This window comes from Pseudomonas sp. DW-iso3 (genome assembly GCF_058725305.1).
Genome location: NZ_JBZXDZ010000004.1, coordinates 92,584 through 110,667, shown reverse-complemented (window position 1 = coordinate 110,667; position 18,084 = coordinate 92,584). Strand labels below are relative to the sequence as shown.

At 61.1% G+C, this 18,084-nt stretch carries 16 protein-coding genes, 1 tRNA gene and 2 pseudogenes; 4 read left to right on the top strand and 15 right to left on the bottom strand.

Annotated features, from left to right (window positions below; translation table 11 throughout):
• Positions 1 to 103 precede the first annotated feature (103 nt).
• Together AC4PS7_RS12730 and AC4PS7_RS12725 are read left to right on the top strand one after the other, a co-directional pair.
• Positions 104 to 373, top strand: coding sequence for a hypothetical protein (locus AC4PS7_RS12730; RefSeq protein ID WP_010211259.1), 270 nt, complete (start codon positions 104 to 106; stop codon positions 371 to 373).
• A 157-nt stretch (positions 374 to 530) separates the two neighbouring features.
• A complete protein-coding gene (locus tag AC4PS7_RS12725) occupies positions 531 to 2,756 on the top strand; it encodes an ATP-binding protein (RefSeq protein WP_492179452.1) in 2,226 nt (741 codons plus the stop codon).
• Between the two features lie 204 nt (positions 2,757 to 2,960).
• Here AC4PS7_RS12725 and AC4PS7_RS12720 read toward each other — a convergent pair whose 3' ends face one another.
• The 8 genes and pseudogenes from AC4PS7_RS12720 to AC4PS7_RS12685 all read right to left on the bottom strand — a co-directional run bounded on the left by AC4PS7_RS12720 (position 2,961) and on the right by AC4PS7_RS12685 (position 8,338).
• Positions 2,961 to 3,272, bottom strand: a complete 312-nt coding sequence (locus AC4PS7_RS12720; RefSeq protein ID WP_373422405.1) for a YdcA family protein — start codon at positions 3,270 to 3,272, stop codon at positions 2,961 to 2,963.
• Between the two features lie 52 nt (positions 3,273 to 3,324).
• The gene (locus AC4PS7_RS12715) at positions 3,325 to 4,239 is read right to left on the bottom strand and encodes a tetratricopeptide repeat protein (protein WP_231621425.1); all 915 of its coding nucleotides are present in this window, start codon (positions 4,237 to 4,239) and stop codon (positions 3,325 to 3,327) included.
• A gap of 160 nt (positions 4,240 to 4,399) precedes the next feature.
• A pseudogene (locus AC4PS7_RS12710) lies at positions 4,400 to 4,573 on the bottom strand (NYN domain-containing protein); the annotation flags it as partial.
• 49 nt (positions 4,574 to 4,622) lie between these two features.
• Positions 4,623 to 4,698, bottom strand: a tRNA-Gly gene (locus AC4PS7_RS12705).
• A gap of 63 nt (positions 4,699 to 4,761) precedes the next feature.
• On the bottom strand, positions 4,762 to 5,322 hold the full coding sequence (pgsA, locus tag AC4PS7_RS12700; RefSeq protein ID WP_010211263.1) for a CDP-diacylglycerol--glycerol-3-phosphate 3-phosphatidyltransferase: 561 nt from the start codon (positions 5,320 to 5,322) through the stop codon (positions 4,762 to 4,764).
• Positions 5,323 to 5,354: 32 nt separating this feature from the next.
• Positions 5,355 to 7,178, bottom strand: coding sequence for an excinuclease ABC subunit UvrC (gene uvrC, locus AC4PS7_RS12695; RefSeq protein ID WP_010211276.1), 1,824 nt, complete (start codon positions 7,176 to 7,178; stop codon positions 5,355 to 5,357).
• 1 nt (position 7,179) lies between these two features.
• Complete coding sequence (gene gacA, locus AC4PS7_RS12690) at positions 7,180 to 7,821, bottom strand: response regulator transcription factor GacA (RefSeq protein ID WP_010211277.1); 642 nt, start codon at positions 7,819 to 7,821, stop codon at positions 7,180 to 7,182.
• A 151-nt stretch (positions 7,822 to 7,972) separates the two neighbouring features.
• A complete protein-coding gene (locus tag AC4PS7_RS12685) occupies positions 7,973 to 8,338 on the bottom strand; it encodes a helix-turn-helix domain-containing protein (protein WP_492179451.1) in 366 nt (121 codons plus the stop codon).
• Between the two features lie 112 nt (positions 8,339 to 8,450).
• On the opposite strand from AC4PS7_RS12685, the pseudogene AC4PS7_RS12680 reads away from it, so the two are divergent.
• Positions 8,451 to 8,640, top strand: a pseudogene (locus AC4PS7_RS12680) (helix-turn-helix domain-containing protein); the annotation flags it as partial.
• Here the strand turns inward: AC4PS7_RS12680 and AC4PS7_RS12675 are convergent.
• Complete coding sequence (locus AC4PS7_RS12675; RefSeq protein WP_010211279.1) at positions 8,637 to 9,068, bottom strand: GNAT family N-acetyltransferase; 432 nt, start codon at positions 9,066 to 9,068, stop codon at positions 8,637 to 8,639. The pseudogene AC4PS7_RS12680 and the gene AC4PS7_RS12675 overlap by 4 nt on opposite strands.
• A gap of 612 nt (positions 9,069 to 9,680) precedes the next feature.
• On the opposite strand from AC4PS7_RS12675, the gene AC4PS7_RS12670 reads away from it, so the two are divergent.
• Positions 9,681 to 10,760: a 3-deoxy-7-phosphoheptulonate synthase gene (locus AC4PS7_RS12670; protein WP_047542766.1), complete on the top strand. Its 1,080-nt coding sequence runs from the start codon at positions 9,681 to 9,683 to the stop codon at positions 10,758 to 10,760.
• A gap of 19 nt (positions 10,761 to 10,779) precedes the next feature.
• Here the strand turns inward: AC4PS7_RS12670 and AC4PS7_RS12665 are convergent, their stop codons facing one another.
• From AC4PS7_RS12665 to AC4PS7_RS12640, 6 genes are all read right to left on the bottom strand, one after another.
• Positions 10,780 to 11,481 carry an NAD(P)H-dependent oxidoreductase gene (locus AC4PS7_RS12665; protein WP_047542769.1) on the bottom strand — a complete coding sequence of 234 codons (702 nt, stop codon included), beginning with the start codon at positions 11,479 to 11,481 and terminating at the stop codon, positions 10,780 to 10,782.
• Between the two features lie 90 nt (positions 11,482 to 11,571).
• Positions 11,572 to 13,179, bottom strand: a complete 1,608-nt coding sequence (locus AC4PS7_RS12660; RefSeq protein WP_010211282.1) for a 5-guanidino-2-oxopentanoate decarboxylase — start codon at positions 13,177 to 13,179, stop codon at positions 11,572 to 11,574.
• Positions 13,169 to 15,277: an acetate--CoA ligase family protein gene (locus AC4PS7_RS12655; RefSeq protein WP_010211283.1), complete on the bottom strand. Its 2,109-nt coding sequence runs from the start codon at positions 15,275 to 15,277 to the stop codon at positions 13,169 to 13,171. Before AC4PS7_RS12655 ends, AC4PS7_RS12660 begins: the two co-directional genes overlap by 11 nt.
• A gap of 16 nt (positions 15,278 to 15,293) precedes the next feature.
• A complete protein-coding gene (locus AC4PS7_RS12650; RefSeq protein WP_010211284.1) occupies positions 15,294 to 16,454 on the bottom strand; it encodes an acyl-CoA dehydrogenase family protein in 1,161 nt (386 codons plus the stop codon).
• 27 nt (positions 16,455 to 16,481) lie between these two features.
• Positions 16,482 to 17,273, bottom strand: coding sequence for an enoyl-CoA hydratase/isomerase family protein (locus AC4PS7_RS12645; protein ID WP_010211285.1), 792 nt, complete (start codon positions 17,271 to 17,273; stop codon positions 16,482 to 16,484).
• A gap of 152 nt (positions 17,274 to 17,425) precedes the next feature.
• Positions 17,426 to 18,064: a TetR family transcriptional regulator C-terminal domain-containing protein gene (locus tag AC4PS7_RS12640; protein WP_010211286.1), complete on the bottom strand. Its 639-nt coding sequence runs from the start codon at positions 18,062 to 18,064 to the stop codon at positions 17,426 to 17,428.
• Positions 18,065 to 18,084 lie beyond the last annotated feature (20 nt).

Below are 18,084 nucleotides of genomic sequence, written 5' to 3'. Positions count from 1 at the left end.
CCAGACACAAGAACGGCTTGTGTCAGTTCTTGTGCGAGCTACGAACCCGGCACCCTAGGCGCCCTTCACCGCGCTCGCCTACGACGACCTTGAGGTAAAGGCCATGGCCGCGAACACGCGTGAAGCATCGACACCCTTCGTCCCGGACGAACTCGCCAGGAATGCCGAACTGTTCTACGAAGCAGATCGATTGGAGAAAGCCGCCTACGACATCATTGACACTAGCCTGGCGGATGCCGATGCCTGGCTGCGTTTTTCTGAAGCCAAGCGGGTGGCCGAGACGAAACGCGCTGAAGCGTACCAAGACCTGCTGCGCATCCGGCGCACTACAGTGGGGTCGAGGCCCCGGCAAGGACAGTGCTGCGACAGGTGATGTGCGCCTGCGCGATGCAGACCTGAAAGAGTAGCCAGCTACGGAAAACCCGACGTTACTTGCCGGGATGCCGCGCGCCGCAACAATTGAACCCTGTGACAGGGGCGCCGGTCATACAGCGGCTGGGAGCCCCTCTAACTCGTCTATGGAAACAGCAGTGAAAAACCTGACTCGTGCAGAACTGGAGGCGCAAGTCCTGCATTTGCGTGCCCTGCTGGAAGGCGCAGGCCTTGATCCGCTGTCAGGTTCACCTGGCAATGGCACGGCGCAGCGCTCTGTGGATGAAACGCAAGCGTGCTACCGCCAGGCGGTGCTCGACCTGTCCAGCATGCGCGTTGAGCACACCGCACTGCGTCAGAGCGAAGAACGCTTTCGCACAATCCTGGAGACGGTCGAGTCGGCGTTCGCCATCGTCAAGGTCAAGTTTGACGCCGATGACCGACCGATCGACTACCGCTTCGTCGAAGCCAACCCGGCCTTCGAGCATCAAGCCGGGGTCGACCTGCGTGGCAAGTGGGTCACCGAATTCGCGCCGGACCTGGAACAGTTCTGGTTCGAGACCTACGGGCACGTGGCCAAGACCGGTGAGCCGGCAACCTTCGAAAGCTATGCCGAAGCATTCAAGCGCTGGTTCGATGTACGCGCGGTGCGCGTTGGTGATCCGGCTGACCGGCAAATCGCAATTATCTTCAGCGACGTCACCGAACGCCGCAACGCCGAGGAGCGCCTGCGCATCAGCGAGGCAGTGGCGCGGCAAAACGTGGAGCGTGTACAACTGGCGCTGGCTGCCGGCGCAATCATCGGCACCTGGCACTGGGACATTCCCAGCGACCGCTTCAGCATCGATGAAGCCTTCGCCCGCGCCTTTGGCGTGGACCCGGTCTTGGGCCATGAGGGCCTTAGCCTCGCGCAGGTGATGACCTCGGTACACCCGGAAGACCGGGAGGGACTGACCACCGCCATCCATGCTGCGATTGCCCGGGGTGGCGCCTATGCCCACCAGTACCGCGTGCGTCGCGATGACGGTCGATATTATTGGATCGAAGCCAATGGGCGCGTTGACCTTGCCGAAGATGGCACACCGTTGACGCTGCCGGGCGTGGTCATCGATGTGGAGAGTCGCCGCTCTGTCGAGGCTGAGCGCGACCGTGCGACTGCCGCACTGCGCGCCCTGAATGAAACCCTGGAACAACGCGTGGCCGAGCGCACCGTCGAATTGATCCAGGCCGAAGAAAAACTGCGCCAGTCACAGAAAATGGAAGCCGTGGGCCAATTGACCGGCGGCCTCGCCCATGACTTCAACAACCTGCTCGCAGGTATCTCCGGGGCGTTGGAACTTACCGGGCTGCGCATCGCACAAGGGCGCTGGCAAGAAGTGGACAAGTACATCAGCACCGCACAGGGTGCGGCCAAGCGTGCGGCGGCGTTGACCCATCGTCTGCTGGCGTTCTCGCGCCGGCAGACCCTGGACCCACGGCCAACCGATGTGAACGTGCTGATGGAAGGCATGGGCGAACTTATCCAGCGTACGGTAGGCCCCAGCATCACGGTCGACACCCTCGGTGCCAGCGGCGTATGGCCGACACTGGTGGATGCCAGCCAGTTGGAAAACGCCCTGCTGAACCTGTGCATCAACGCTCGGGACGCCATGCCCCACGGCGGGCGTATCCGCATTGAAACCGCCAATGTATGCGTGGATGCTGCCACCGCCAGCGCCCACGACTTGACCGAAGGGGAATACCTGACGCTGACAGTCAGCGACACCGGTACGGGCATGACGCCCGAAATCATGGCCAAGGCGTTCGATCCGTTCTTTACCACCAAGCCCATCGGCCAGGGTACCGGCCTGGGGCTGTCGATGATTTACGGGTTCGCCAAGCAATCCGGCGGGCAGGCACGGATTGCATCGCAGGTCGGGCGCGGCACGGCGATCAGCCTTTACCTGCCGCGCTACCAGGGGCAGGCCATCGAGGCCGATCCTGAACTGGACAGTACCAGCGCCACCCCGGCCGAGCGCGGCGAGACCATCCTGATCGTGGACGATGAACCCAGTGTGCGCACCCTGCTGATGGATGTACTGGGCGGACTCGATTACAGCCTGATCGAAGCGAGCGACAGCATTACCGGCCTCAAGATCCTGCGCTCCGACGTGCATATCGACCTGCTGATCACCGATGTCGGCCTGCCCGGCGGCATGAACGGTCGACAGATGGCCGATGCTGGCCGAGAAGTACGGCCGGCGCTGAAAACCCTGTTCATCACCGGCTATGCCGAAAGCACCATCATCGGCGACAACAGCCTCGGGCCGGGGATGCAAGTGCTGACCAAGCCGTTTGCGATAGACACCTTGACGGCGCGAGTGCGGGAGTTGATCGAGTCGTAGCTATCAAGTGAAGGCGGTGAAGGGCAACCCTCAATTCATCGCGCAAAGACAGCCGTTGATTGATGATTGCGCCTCACACCCGTATTGCCGGCCGGCGTATTTATCCGCCCCTCGACACCCATTCAGCCGCCTTGAATCGGTCACGTGTGTAAGCCATTCGAGCCTCTGGACACAAAGAATGCCCGGACACTTGTGGGATAGATATCAACGCCGCCGGTAACTTTTCTGTCCGGAGGGCGTGAGGCAGTACACCCCACCCCGCGGGCCGGTGCAGTAAGTACCACTGCCGCAGCCGCAGCTGCCCGTACGACCTTGCAGCGGTTGCAACGCGGGCCGTGACTGCTGATTACCGGTGTAGGCCAGACAACTTCTTTTCGAGGCACTGATGGAGCCGTCGTTGCACAGGAATACGTCCCCATCACAACCGGCAATCCCACCCTTGCGACCTGAGCAAGGCGTATTGGCAGCCAGGCTGATCGTGCTCGACAGCATCAGGACAACGCCCAGCATGATCATCCGGTGATGAGAACGAGACATTACGTACCCTCAAACGATAGCGAAGACGCAATCAAGCACAGGGTTTCCTGCCGCAGATCCAATTCAGGTGTGACGTGCGTGGCGTGTCTTGAGGAGGAAAAACCAAGGGTGATTTGATCTCCATCTCACCCGAGCTGTCAGTCAATGGCGCCGAGTCGCCCATGGTGATTCGCGCCGCGGCCTTCATGATCCACTGATCCACATTGGCATCGCCCGAGCCCTTGACCATCGTCACCTGGGGCAGGCCACTGTCCGACTTGAAGCGATACGCCAACGTCACGGTCTTGGCTGCACCCGAGGCATTGACGGCCTCGAATACTTCCCCTACCGCCAGACGTCGCGTCTGCAAACTGACGAAACCTTTCATCCACAGTTGCTGATAACGCTGGGCCTGGCTTTCATTGAGCGGCTGCCCTGCTCTACGCAGACGGTTCATCGCCTCCCAGGCGTCATCGCGGCAGCGTTCGACCGCATCCAGATACAGCGCCAGCGCACCCGGCAAATCCTGCGGGCCACCCTTGCCCTCCTCCATGAGTCGCCCCAGTTGCAACACGGCGTTCTTGCCCGAGAGGCGGTAAAACTCACGAGCCTTGACATAGTCCACCGGCTCACCCTCACCGCGCTCGGCCATCTGCCCCAAGAGCACATTCACAGTCGGGTCAAGCTGGGCGGCCTCGACGAATAGCGCATGGGCCTGGCCGAAGTCTTGATCGACGCCGTAGCCGCCTTCCTGATACAACTTGCCCAGCATGGCCTTGCACGTGGCATTTCCATAACCCGCGTAGCGTTCGATATACCGCAGATTATCTCGCTCAAACGGCTTCTGGCCGGCGATCCACATACAGCGAAGGCCAACGAGTGGAGCGTTGTAGTCGGCGGGTCGGGTCAGGCTCTGGCAGCCCGTGATAGAGATCAACAGCAGTAGAAAAGTAAGCGTCTTGAACATGGCATCCATGCGTCCACTGAGAAACACGTGAAATCATTATGCCACTGATCAAGTCGACGGGGTCGGCTTGACGTTTACCGAAAGCACCACGGCCCGTGTATCGCTGGTGCTCAAGGCGGACGCGTGTTCGCGGAGCAACTCGGTATAAATGATACTTGTCGCAGGCCGGCACGAACGGCGGTGGGGTTTTCGCTTCGCCGAGCCCATAAACCGTGTGCCGCCCCTCCCGGAGACGCGACGCCAGTCGAGTGAAATCACTGTCGCTGGATACCAGGAGGTTTAAGCACGGAGCCCAACACCAGGCGCGAGCTGAAGGTCCCTGTAGAAAAGCCAAATTACAGGCAAAAAAAAGCCACTCTATTGAGTGGCTTTTTCTTTGTGTTTGGAGCGGGAAACGAGACTCGAACTCGCGACCCCGACCTTGGCAAGGTCGTGCTCTACCAACTGAGCTATTCCCGCGTCTTGGTGATGCGCATTCTATAGAATTATCAGAAGCGGTCAACCCTTTGATTCAAAAAAGTTTTATTTCTTTTCAACAGTGGTGCGCAGATGTGGCCAGGCAGCACGCAAATACTGGAGCATGGACCACAGGGTCAGGCCGGCCGCGACGAGCAGCAAGGCGTAGCCCAGCAGGACCCAGAAGGTGAAGTGCGACGGGTTGGCTAGCAGGATGACCAGCGCAAGCATCTGCGCAGCAGTTTTCCATTTGCCCATGTTGGAAACGGCCACGTGGGCGCGAGCGCCGATTTCAGCCATCCATTCGCGCAAGGCGGAAACGACGATCTCACGGCCGATGATCACGGCGGCAGGCAGGGTCAGCCACAGGTTGCCGTGTTCTTGCACCAGCAACACCAGGGCGACGGCCACCATGAGCTTGTCAGCCACCGGGTCCAGGAACGCGCCAAACGGCGTGCTCTGCTCCAGGCGCCGGGCCAGATAACCGTCGAGCCAGTCGGTGGCGGCCGCGAAGGCGAACACGGAACTGGAGGCCGCATAGCTCCATTCGTACGGCAAATAGAACAACAGAATGAAAATCGGAATAAGCAGGACGCGTAGAACGGTGATCAGATTAGGGATATTCATCGGCACAACTGGCTACGAGGTGGAAAGGCATTCTATTCGCTATGCAGATTCGCATAAATCAACTCAGCGAGCTTTTTACTGATACCGGGTGCTTTGGCTATTTCGTCAATGCTGGCACGGGATAGCTCTTGCAAGCCACCAAAATGTTTAAGCAAGTCGCGTCGCCGTGTCGGCCCGACGCCCGCCACCCCTTCCAGGGTTGAGGTTCGCCGGGTTTTGCCACGCCGGGCGCGGTGACCGGTAATGGCGAAACGGTGGGCTTCGTCACGGATCTGTTGAATCAGGTGCAGCGCAGGTGAGTCGCCCTTCAAGGTGAACTCATGGGCGGCATCATTCAAGTACAACGTCTCGAAACCGGCTTTGCGCGTGGCGCCCTTGGCCACGCCGAGCAGGATCAGGTCGGGCACTGCCAGTTCGTTGAGCACGTCACGCGCCATCGACAACTGGCCCTTGCCACCGTCCACCAGCAGGATATCCGGGAGTTTGCCCTCGCCGTCCTTAAGCTTGCTGAAACGCCGGGTCAGGGCCTGGTGCATGGCCGCGTAGTCATCGCCGGCAGTGACGCCTTCGATGTTGTAGCGCCGGTAATCGGATTTGATCGGCCCTTCCGGACCAAACACCACGCACGACGCCACGGTGGCCTCGCCGCTGGAGTGACTGATGTCGTAGCACTCCAGGCGCTGCGGCGGTTCGTCCAGGTTGAGGACTTCGGCCAGGGCATCGAAGCGTGCGGCGACGTGCTGTCGATTGGCCAGACGCGCACTCAGGGCCTGTTCGGCGTTGGTCACCGCCAGTTGCTGCCAGCGCGCGCGGGTGCCACGCACGCGGTGGCTGATGTCCAGCTCACGGCCGCGCAGTTCGTGGATCGCCTCGATCAGCGTGGGGAAGTCTTCATGCACCACGTTGACGATCAGCTCCGACGGCAAATCGCGCTCGGGGCTGCTGACGTAGTACTGCCCAAGGAAGGCCGCCATGACTTCGGCCACGTCCTCGTCGATACCGGTCTGTGGGAAAAAGTTCTTGCTGCCCAGTACCCGACCACCCCGCACGCTGATGAGGTGCACGCAGGCGCCGCCTGGGTTGACGAAGGCCGCGATCACATCGACGTCGCCGGTGCCGCCCTCCATGCTCTGCTGGTCCTGGACGCGGCGTAGCAGTGAGATCTGGTCACGTAGCTCGGCGGCGCGCTCGAAGTCCAGGGTGCTGGCGGCCTGCTCCATGGCACCGGACAGTTCATCGGTGAGGGCATTGCTCCGCCCTTCCAGAAACATCACCGAGTGGCGCACATCCTCGGCGTACTCGGCCGGCTCGACCAAGCCCACGCAAGGCGCCTTGCAGCGCTTGATCTGATACTGCAGGCACGGCCGGGTGCGGTTCTTGTAGAAACTGTCTTCGCACTGGCGCACAAAAAAGGTCTTTTGCAGCAGGCTCAGGCTCTCACGGATCGCGCCGGCACTCGGGTACGGGCCGAAATACTTGCCCTTCTGCTTCTTCGCGCCACGGTGAATGCTCAGCCGTGGGAAGTTGCCGTCGGATAAAAACACGTAGGGGTAGGATTTATCGTCGCGCAGCAGGATGTTGTAGGGCGGGCGCCACTCCTTGATCAACGTCTGCTCAAGCAGCAGCGCCTCGGTTTCATTCGCGGTGATGGTGGTTTCGACCTGGGCGATGCGCGCCACCAGCGCGGCGGTTTTCGGCGCGAGACCGCTCTTGCGAAAGTAGCTCGCCAGGCGGTTCTTCAGGTTCTTGGCTTTGCCGACATACAGCAGGCGCGCCTCGCTGTCGAACATGCGGTACACGCCGGGGCGGCCACTGCAGGTTGAGAGAAAGGCACTTGGATCAAACGGTGTGCTCATGTCAGGCGCTGGCGTCCACCATGCCGTGGCGCACCGCGAGCAGGGTCAATTCAACATCACTGCTGATGGCGAGCTTCTCGAAAATGCGATAGCGGTAGGTGTTGACGGTTTTGGGCGATAGGCACAATTTATCGGAGATGGTCTGCACCTTCTGGCAACCGACGATCATCAACGCGATCTGGATTTCCCGCTCCGACAGCACATCGAACGGTGAGTCGCTGACGGGTTGGAAGGATTTGATCGCCAATTGCTGGGCAATCTGCGGGCTTATGTAGCGCTGGCCGGCAAACACCAGGCGAATGGCTTGCACCATCTCCGCCAAGCCCGCGCCCTTGGTCAGGTAACCCGCCGCTCCCGCCTGCAACAAGCGCGTCGGGAACGGGTCTTCTTCACACACAGTTACCACCACGACTTTGATGTCCGGATGGCTGCGCAACAATTTGGTCGTGGCGCCAAGACCGCCGATACCAGGCATCTTGACGTCCATCAGCACCACATCGGGTTTCAACTCCCGGGCCTTGATCAGGGACTCTTCCCCGGACTCGGCCTGGCCGACTACTTGCAGGCCATCGATGTCAGCCAGCATTCGTGTAATGCCTGTACGAACGAGATCATGGTCATCGACTACTAGCACCCTAATCAAGCAGACACCTCGCGATATGGTCTTATAGGTTGCTGAACACCTTAGCAAAAAACCAAGGCGCAGACCTAGCTGCAAGCGTCATATATATAGAGTTTGAACACACAGTAGCCATCCACCGAGTGGCGAACGGCTCTATTTGCTGGTCAATAGGTCAGGAATTCCGGGGCTGCGGCTTGATTTTTCTACTCTGCAAAATGGAGTGCTCGGCCAGGGTTGCCGTCAAGCGGCGTATAGCAGCCTGGTCTTCCTTGAACATTACGCGGTAGTCACCCAGTACCTTTTCTTCAATCTGGCTGAGGTTTTTCAGTTGAATCGGCGTAATCACGCCGGTCAGCACGTACAACACATCCACGCCTCTCTCGGCAACATGCGACAAGTAGTCGGCCTTGGGCACGCGCCCTCCACTTTCGTATTTGCCTTGTGCGTTGGCTTCAACGCCGCCTATTTCACCAAAGACTTTTTGCGACAGGCCAAGTCGCTCTCTTTCTTGCCTCAAACGCGAACCGATTCCACTCATTTGAATGCATGCTCCTATTTGGCACACCTCAAGAGGTGACACGCTCATCTCTTTATTAAACGAACTTGAACGGCTTTAAACTACGCCCGGAATCCGTAATGCTGCATAAGCCAATCCGGCAACCACCTATCAAGTGCTCGCTGGGCGCAAAAAGGGACGGCGTGGAGAAGCCCATAAGGTAGCGGTCCTTTTGGGCATGAAAGAAGGAATCATCCTTTATTAAGGCAGATGGCCAAAACAACGATCAGGAAGTCGTCTCCAGAAGCCAGTATGCGCCTATTAGGATTGACTGCATGATTTAGCGGGATGGGCAGACACGCTCCATACGCCAGAAGCAGTCCTCCTCACCGACAATGCTCAACCCCCTACGCTGATAGAGCCGCCTGGCCGGGTTGGTCTTGAATACCGTCAAACGCAACAAACCCAACGCCTGCGCCTTGAGCGCCATCTGCTCCAGCACCCAACTGCCCGCACCCAATCTGCGACACGTTTCGAGCATATGCAGCTCTCGGATGTAGAGCGCGCGGCTGTCGCGGCTCAGGCTGACAAAGCCCATCACCCCGTCGTCATTGCAGATCAGCCAGTTTTCACGGCCAGCCCAGGCGACGTCAAAACCATCGTTGGACCACATCAGCCCGTATTGCCGGTAGTAATGGCTCATAGCCTCAAAGGTCAGGGTGCGTGCGAACGGCAGGTCAAGGTCCGTGGCTGCGCGTAAGTGAAATGCCATCTGTCCGTATCCATCCCAATTAGAGTGTCCACAGCATATCGGCACTCACCCCATAGTCGTAAGTAGCCCATGACAATAGAAATTTCTGATTGAAACTACCGGTGTGCGTCAAGTAAGCTCTGCCAATCATTTGGAGACACACCATGTTGCAACTCACCCACACTCAGGTCTGCCCTGCTACCAGCGCCCCGCGCGCGGTATCGGCTACCCGTGTGAACGGTTCGAGCGCAGCAGTAAGCTTTTATTTTGGGTATTGGTTTAGCCACTGGCGCGCCTGATACCTGAAATCGGCGCCCACTACTCAAGGGGTCGCCTACCAGAGAAATCTAAACCCCCGGTCGGCTCCCCGACCGGGGGTTTTGTTTTTTCAGGCCTCTATTAATTTCGCAGAACACTTAAAGGACACACGACATGAACTACGCCACCTATTACCGCTACGACACCTCCACCGCATGGCGATTTAGCCAGCTCCGCTCGGGACAGCCTGCCGCCTCCGATCGGTCACCTCTTGGTGGCAAGCCAACACACGTAGCCAATACGGCCAATTGTCGAACACCCCAGTAGGGCAGAGCGCGCGGGAACAGCCCGCCGCTTGCCCAGGAAGCCTTGAATATGAACTCCGCCACCGCCGCTCTGCCGATTTCTGCACTGACCAGCGCCAATGAAGCCCTGACCCAGCGCCTGCCCAGCTCCCTTGAGCTCAAGCACCAACTGCCCCTCAGCCCGTTCCTCACCGAACAAGTCCACGCCCATCGCCACGCCGTGCGCGCCATCCTCAATGGCGAAGATTCGCGTTTGCTGGTGATTGTCGGCCCGTGCTCGATCCACGACCCTGAGTCGGCCATGGAATACGCGCGCAACCTAAAGAAGCTCGCGCTCGAAGTCAGCGACCAGATGCTGCTGGTGATTCGCGCCTACGTCGAAAAACCGCGCACCACTATTGGTTGGAAAGGCCTGGCCTACGACCCACACCTGGACGGCAGCGATGACATGGCCGCCGGCCTCACGCTGTCCCGCCAGTTGATGCGTGAAATGCTGCGCCTGGGCTTGCCGGTCGCCACGGAGCTGCTGCAACCCATGGCCGCCGGCTACTTCGATGACCTGCTCAGCTGGGTCGCGATTGGCGCGCGCACCACTGAATCGCAGATCCACCGCGAGATGGCCAGCGGCCTGGGCATGCCCGTGGGTTTCAAGAACGGCACCGACGGTGGCGTCGCAATTGCCTGTGACGCGATGCGCTCGGCGTCCCACCCGCACCGTCACTTCGGCGTCGACAGCCAGGGCCACCCGGCGATCATCCAGACCCCAGGCAACCCTGACACTCACTTGGTGCTGCGCGGAGGTCACCGTGGGCCGAACTACGATGCGCAAAGCGTGGCACAGGTGAAGCACGATCTGGCCAAGTCCAAGGTGGCGGCGCGCATCATGGTCGATTGCAGTCACGCCAATAGCGGCAAGGACCCGTTGCGCCAACCGGCGGTGTTCAACGAGGTGCTGGACCAGCGCCTGCGGGGCGACACCTCGCTGATCGGCATGATGCTCGAAAGCCATCTGTTCGAAGGCTGCCAGCCGCTGAGCGCGTCGATGAAATACGGCGTATCGGTGACCGATGGTTGCCTGGGCTGGAATGGCACCGAGCAGTTGTTGCGCAGTGCGGCCGAAAGGTTGCGGGAACAACGCAAGACCGACTGACATTTAAACGGTAATCCGCTCAGGATAGGGGGTATAGCGCCTCATCGAACTGCGCCAGCTTCGGAAACTCCAAGGGCTGTTCATCCGCCAGCCCTTGCAACCGCTGCTCATACGCCACCAGGAAATCCTGCCGCGCTTCAGCGCTGATGTACGGCACATGCCACGCCACAAACGGGGCCAGCACGTCATAGCCCACATACGCCAACGTCCCGCGCAGAATCGGCCGCAGCATATCCTCCAGCGGCCCATGAATCGCGCCCTCACCGAACATATGCTCGCGCCCGCCCAGGGTCACCGTGATCATCGCCCGTTTACCCGCCAGCCCGCCCTGATCATAAAAGCGCTTGCCGCCGTAACACACCCCCGACACCAGCACCCGGTCGATCCAGCCCTTGAGCATCGCCGGCGCCGAGAACCAGAAGATCGGAAAGTTGAGGATCAACAGGTCAGCCCACAGCAGCTTGTCCAACTCGCCCTGGATATCTGCGGCGATTGACTGCTTCTTCACCCCCAGGCGCTGCTCCAGGGCGTATACCAGGTAATCCGGATTTTCCCGCGAGGAAAAGTCCGCCGCCGACGCCACCGGGTTCCACCGCATGGCGTACAAATCGCTGACCTTTACCGCATGCCCCAGGCCCTCCAGCGTGGCGACCGCCCGATCGCGCAAGGCCGCGGTGAATGACTGCGGTTCAGGATGGGCGTGAACAATCAAAACCTTCATGGGATGTCCTCAAACAGTGTGCGCCGCCCGTTGGGCCAGCAGATGATCGAGCCAGTCGGGGTCCCCCCCCTGATCTTGTCTCTCCAAAGGTCAACAGGCACAGGCATGTTTCAACTCGATCAAGGTCACGCCATTGCGTTTGAAAGCGTTGCGCAGGTCCGTCTGCAATTCATCCAGGTTGCGGGGCTGGTTCACGGTGCAGCCGAACGCCTGAGCGAACAGCGCGAAATCCGGGTTGCGGGGCAGCACGCCGATGGGCGCGATATCGAGGCTCAGCATGTCGTCACGAATCTGGCCAAGGGCGTCGTTGTTCCACAACAGCACCACCAACGGGCTGTCCAGTTCTTCCACGGCGGTGGCCAATTCCTGGGCGGTATAGAGGAAACCACCGTCGCCTACCAACACCAGGCCCGGCCGTTGTGGCGCGCCAAACTTGGCGCCGATGCCGGCAGGCAGGCCGTAGCCCAGGGTGCCGTAGCCGGTAGGATGCAACCAGCTGCGCGGCGCACGGCTGCGGTAGGCGTAATTGCCGGTGTAGGCCAACTGGGTCATGTCACTGCTGATGAACGCATTGGCCGGCAATTCGGCTTCAATACGGTCGAGAATGGCTTGGTGGATGGACTGCAACGGGCCGTGCCCCGATTCGATCGCGTGCAGCAACGCCGCCACTGTCGAGATGGCGGCTTCAGCGTTGCGCGCGGTGGTCGGCAGGCGTTCCAGCAAGGCCAGCACGGTCTGCTGCGCATCGCCTTTAAGCGCCACGGCACAGGGGTAGAAATCATTGAACTTGCGCGCGTCGATATCCACCCGCAGTAGCTCGCCGCCGAGAGGCAAACGCTCACACCAATAGTCGGTATCGGCCATTTCCGTGCCCACCGCCAGCACCACATCCGCCTCACTGATCAGTTGCCACCCGGGTTCGACGCAGAGGGTGGAACCGGCATTCAGCGGGTCATTGACAGGCAGTAAACCCTTACCGGCCACGCTGGTGAAGAACGGCGCCGCCAACTGCGTGCTCAAGCGCTGCAATGCCTCGCCAGCCGCCAACGCACCGCCTCCGGCGATGATCATTGGGCGTTTGGCTGCCGCGAGTTTGGCCGCGCCCTGATCCAGGGCTTTGGCCGGCGGCAAACCGCGATCTGGCCGGCGTACGACCTCGTTGCTCCAATCGCGCTGGATTGGCGCGGCCAACACGTCCAGCGGCACCGAGATATGCACCGGGCGGGGTCGCTCGCTGTCGAAGATGGCGTAGGCACGGGCGACCAGTTCAGGCAAGTCCTCAGCGCTCAGAGCGACCGCCGAAAACGCGGTGATCGGCGCCGTGATCGCGCGCTGGTCCTGGGTCTCATGCAGGATGCCCCAGCCCTTGCCGAGGCTGACGGTGCTGTTGACGCTGGAAATCACCAGCATCGGAATCGAATCGGCATAGGCCTGGCCAATAGCGGTGGCGGCATTGGTCACGCCGGGGCCGGTGATCACAAAACACACCCCCGGCTTGCCGCTGACCCGCGCGTAGCCATCAGCCATAAAGCCGGCACCTTGCTCATGGCGCGTCAGCACATGGCGAATGCCGCTACCGGGCAGGCCGCGATACAGCTCCAGGGTGTGCACACCGGGAATGCCGAATACCGTGTCGACGCCATAGTTGGCCAGCAGTCGCACCAGGGCCTGGCCACCGGTCATCGCTTTATCGTACATGTTCATCTCCTAGACGGATCAACGCATCGACCGCCGTGGCGCCCTGGGCATTGACCAACAATGGGTTCACATCCAGCTCCAGCAACTGCCCGGCATTGGCGCAGGCGTAGTCGGCCACGGCACGAATGGCCGTCACCAGGGCGTCCAGATCCGCCACTTCACGCCCGCGAAAACCTTGCAGCAATGCTGCGCTGCGCAGGCTGAGCAAGGCGTTGCGGATGGCACTGTCGGTGGTCGGCAACAACAGGCTGCGGCTGTCCTTGAGCAACTCCACCAGGATGCCGCCGGCGCCGATGACCAGGGCCAGGCCAAAGTCGTTTTCGCGTTTGATGCCCACGATCAACTCCGCCAACGGCGGTGTAGCCATCGACTCCAGCAGCAATTGATCGAAGACGACATGCGGTGCATAAGCCGAGATGTGCGCGCGCATCTGCTCAAGTGCAGCGGTCAGGGCCCTGCCGTTTTGCAGGTTCAGCACCACGGCACCGGCCTCGGTTTTATGCGGCAACTGCGCGCTGACCGCCTTGAGCACCAGGGGATAGCCCAGCATTTCTGCATCGCTGACCGCCCTGCCCGGCGTACTCAATACGCCGGCCGGTGTCGTAAGGCCGAATGCACGCAAGGCTTGCTTGGAGGCCCATTCGTCCAAGGCCTCGCCTCTGTCATCCAGGGCTTTTGGGCACAACGGTTCGAGGATCGATTCTCCTCGCTCCAGCAACACGCGGCGGTTGCGCGGGTAGTCGGCAATCCGCCCCCAAGCGGCCAATGCATCCTCTACGCCTTGCAGCGCAGCAATTCCCTGAGCATGCAGGCGCTCGCGGGCATGGGGCGGCAACAGTTCGGGAAGTGCCGAAGTGACGAACCCGGTCTTGCCATGGCGACCGAGCGCGGCGCAGAACAGCTCCAGCAACAGGTCGCACTCCTTGCGCTCACCCGTGAATTCGGCCGGGTAATCCAGCACCAGCATGGCGGCGTCGGCGGCGGTTCGCAGCACGGTGTCGAGCATCGCGTCGAGGGCATCACGGTCGCCCCAGATGGCGGTGGTGAAATCCAGCGGATTGACCAGGTTGGCGTAACTGGGCAGCACCTGGGCCAGTTCAGCACGTTGGTCGTCGTCCAGTGTCGGCAAGGCCAGGTGATTGCGTTCGGCGTAGTCGGCAATCAGCCCCGCATCGCCACCAGAACAGGCCAGTGCAATCAAGCGATTCCCCTCCGGAAGATTGCCGCACGCGGCGGCCTTCAGGGTTTCGACAAAACTCACGGGGCCGCTGACGCGGATCACGCCCAGGCGCGCAAACAAGCTGTCGTACAGCGCGTCGGAGCCCGACAGCGAACTGGTGTGACTCAAGGCCAGTTCCGCACCGATCTGCGACACGCCGGTTTTCAGCGCAATGATCGGAATGCCTTTCTCCAACGCCTTGTGCGCTGCTCGGGCAAACCCCGGCACATTCTTCAAGCCTTCCAAATGCAGGCCGATGGCGGTGACGCGCGGCTCATCGAGCAACACGTCCATCAGCTCGGCAACGCCCAGTTGCGCCTGATTACCGACCGAGGCCATGTAGGCCACTGGCAGCGAACGGTCGCTCATCGAAAGGTTGTAGGCGAAGTTGCCGCTCTGGGTGAGCACCGCCACGCCCTTCTCTACCGACTTGCCGCCATGGGCCACCGGCCACAGCGCCGAGCAGTGCAGGTAGTCAAGCAGGCCGTAGCAGTTGGGGCCAAGCAAGGCCATATCGCCCGCAGCCTTCAGAAGTTGCTGCTGCAGAGCTGCACCGCCGGCCCCCGTCTCGGCAAAACCGGAGGCGTAGCATATGGCACCACCCGTGCCGATAGCGGCCAGCTCAGCCACACAGGTCAGCGTCAACTCGCGATTGGTGGCGATAAACACCGCATCCGGCCCGCACGGTAAATCGGTCACGCGGCGCACGCAGGGGATGCCATCAAGGCTGTCATGCTGCGGGTTGACCAACCACATCGGCCCGGTAAATCCGCCGTCGGCACAGCGCTTGAGCGCACGCGCCATGCTGCGTCCACCAACGAAAGCCAGGTGCCGGGGCGCCAGCAGGCGTTTGAGATTGTCGCGAATAGCCTGGGACATACGCTCTCCTCGCCGATCAGCGCAACAGCGGCCGCAACAGTTCACGGGCGATGATATGGCGCTGGATTTCCGAAGTGCCTTCCCAGATCCGCTCGATCCGTGCGTTACGCCAGATACGTTCAACCGGCCCTTCATCCATCAAGCCCATACCGCCAAAAATCTGCACCGCCTCATCGGCGACCTTGCCCAGGGTTTCACTGGCGAACAGCTTGGCCATGCCGGCCTCGCCATCGGTCATGCTGCCCTGATCCATCTTCCAGGCAGTGTGCAGGGTCAGCAGTTCAGCGGCCCGGATCTGTGTGGCCATGTCGGCCAGCTTGAAGCTCACGCCTTGGTAGGTGCCGATCGGCTGGCCGAACTGCTTGCGGTCCGCCGCCCATTGCAACGACACATCCAGGGCGCGCTGGGCCTGGCCGACGCAGTTGGCGGCCACCATCACACGGCCGGCCGTGAGCCAGGCATTGGCCACCTCCCAGCCTTTGCCCACTTCGCCCAGCACCTTGGAAGCCGGGACGCGGCAATCATCGAAGAACATTTCATAGGTGTGATAACCCCGGTTGCTTACGCACTTGGGGCCACGGCGGATGGTCATGCCGGGGGTGCCACGATCGACCAGGAACGAGGTCACGGCGTTGCGCTGCCGGCCATTGTGTTCGTAGGTATCGGTGACCGCGAACACGATGGCAAAATCGGCGTGCCCGGCATGGCTGATAAAGTGCTTGCTGCCATTGATTACGAAGTCATCGCCACTGCGCACGGCGCGGGTCTTGATGGCGTTGGCATCGGAACCGGCGCCGGGTTCGGTCAAGGCAAAACAGTCGACTTTCTTGCCTTGCACACAGGGCAACAGGTAGTCGCCAATCTGTGAGCCGGTGCACGCCATCAGGATCTTGGACGGCCGCGCGACAAACACATGCAACGCCCACGAGACTTTGGACAGCTCCCGTTCGATCAGGGCCTGGGACAGGTAATCCAGGCCGCCGCCCCCCACCTCTTCCGGCATGTTGAAGGCATAGAAACCGGCAGCAATGGCCTTGTCGCGAATCTGCGCAGCCAGCTCGGGCGAGACCGCGTCGGCACGGTCCACCGCCTCTTCATGGGGCAACAATTCCTTGGCAACAAAACTGCGTACCGCGTCCACCAACATGTCTTGTTCTTGGCTGAGTTGGAAATTCATGGCGCTACCTGTTCGGAGGTGTTGTTGTTATTTGCCGCTGAAAATCGGAAGGCGTTTTTCCAGGGAGGCGCGCAAGGCTTCGGTACCGTCGGCGCTGCGTCCGCACAACAGCCCAGCGGCCAGTTCGGCCTGCAGTTGCGCGGGCAGGCTGCGCTCGGCGCCGTCACGGATCAGGGTCTTGGTCTGGGCGAAGGCAAAGGTCGGGCCGTTGGCCAGGCGTGTGGCGAGTGCGTTGGTATGGGCGTGCAGGTGATCATCCGTGACCACTTCACCGACCAGGCCCGCAGCCAGGGCTCGGTCGGCGCTCCATAGCTCGTCAAGGAACAGCAGCCGCTTGGCTTGCTCGCTGCCGATCAGGCGCGGCAAGTGCCAACTGGCACCGGCATCCGGCGAGTAGGCCATGCTGGTGTAACCGGCCTTGAAGCGCGCCGATTGGGCGGCGACGCGCAGGTCGCAGCACAGGGTCAGGTCCATACCCGCGCCGACAGCGGTGCCGTTGATTGCGGCAATCGTGGGTTTGTCGAGGGTGTGCAGGCGCGTCATCAAGGCGTGGGCAGTGTCGGTCCAGCCATAAGTTTCGAGGGCGCCACGGGCTTCGGCGGCGGCCCACTCAGCCAGGTCGGCACCGGCGCAGAAGCTGCGACCGTTGCCGGTCAATACCACCACACGCACAGCGGGGTCGGTGTTGAAGGTATCGAGCAAGGCGTGCAGGTGCTTGAGGGTGGGAATGTCCAAGGCATTGCGCTGCGGGCCACGGTTGAGGGTGATCCAGGCAACGCCAGCTTGCACCTGAGTGAGCACGGGCGAATCAATAGTCATGGCTTCCTCGAATTATTTTAGTTGGCTTGAGGGGTGCGACACGAAACGATACTAAACAAGTGTTCAGTAAGAAGGCAATCGGCAATCAGCAAATATTTTCAGGAGGGGTAAACGGCCGGCCTGAACCGTGCGTCCAGGCGGCTGGAGAAGGCTCAGGGTTTGAGCTGATAACGCTGGCGCCCACCGGCCTGCAGGCCATCGACCCAGGCTTCGCAGATCTGGATGCCCTGCTCCGGCGTGAACGTGCCAGGGTTGAGCCCCGACTCCAGCCACAACCCATCGAGCAGCGCGCTCAGTCCGATGGCGGCCAGATCGGCGTCGAAGTGCTTCCAGCCCTCCTCCCTGGCCATGTCGGTCAGGGCCGAACGCATGATGGTGCGGTACTCGCCATAGGAGTGTTCGTGAGCCAGGTTGATCGCCGGCGCTGTCTTGACCGCGCCCCAGAAAACCAGCCAGGCGTCCAGCAAGTGCGGGTCGAGCAATTCGGCGGAAAATGAGCCGCGGAACAATGCCGACAGGCGCTCCCGGGGGTTAGGCGGCGCCTTGGCCATGGTCGCGCGCAGCAGGCTCATGACCTGATCGGTGATGGTGCGGTAGGCCTCGGCCACCAGTTCGTCCTTGCCCGAATAGTGATGGCTGATCAATCCCACCGACACCCCGGCCTCGGCACTGATCTTGCGAATCGACGCCCCCTGAAAACCATCACGCTTGAGGCACGTGAGCGTGGCCTGGACCAGATTGGCCTTGCGCACTTCCGGGTCCATCCGGGAAAAACGGGATTCCTGGGTCATGCGGCGAATTCCTACGATTG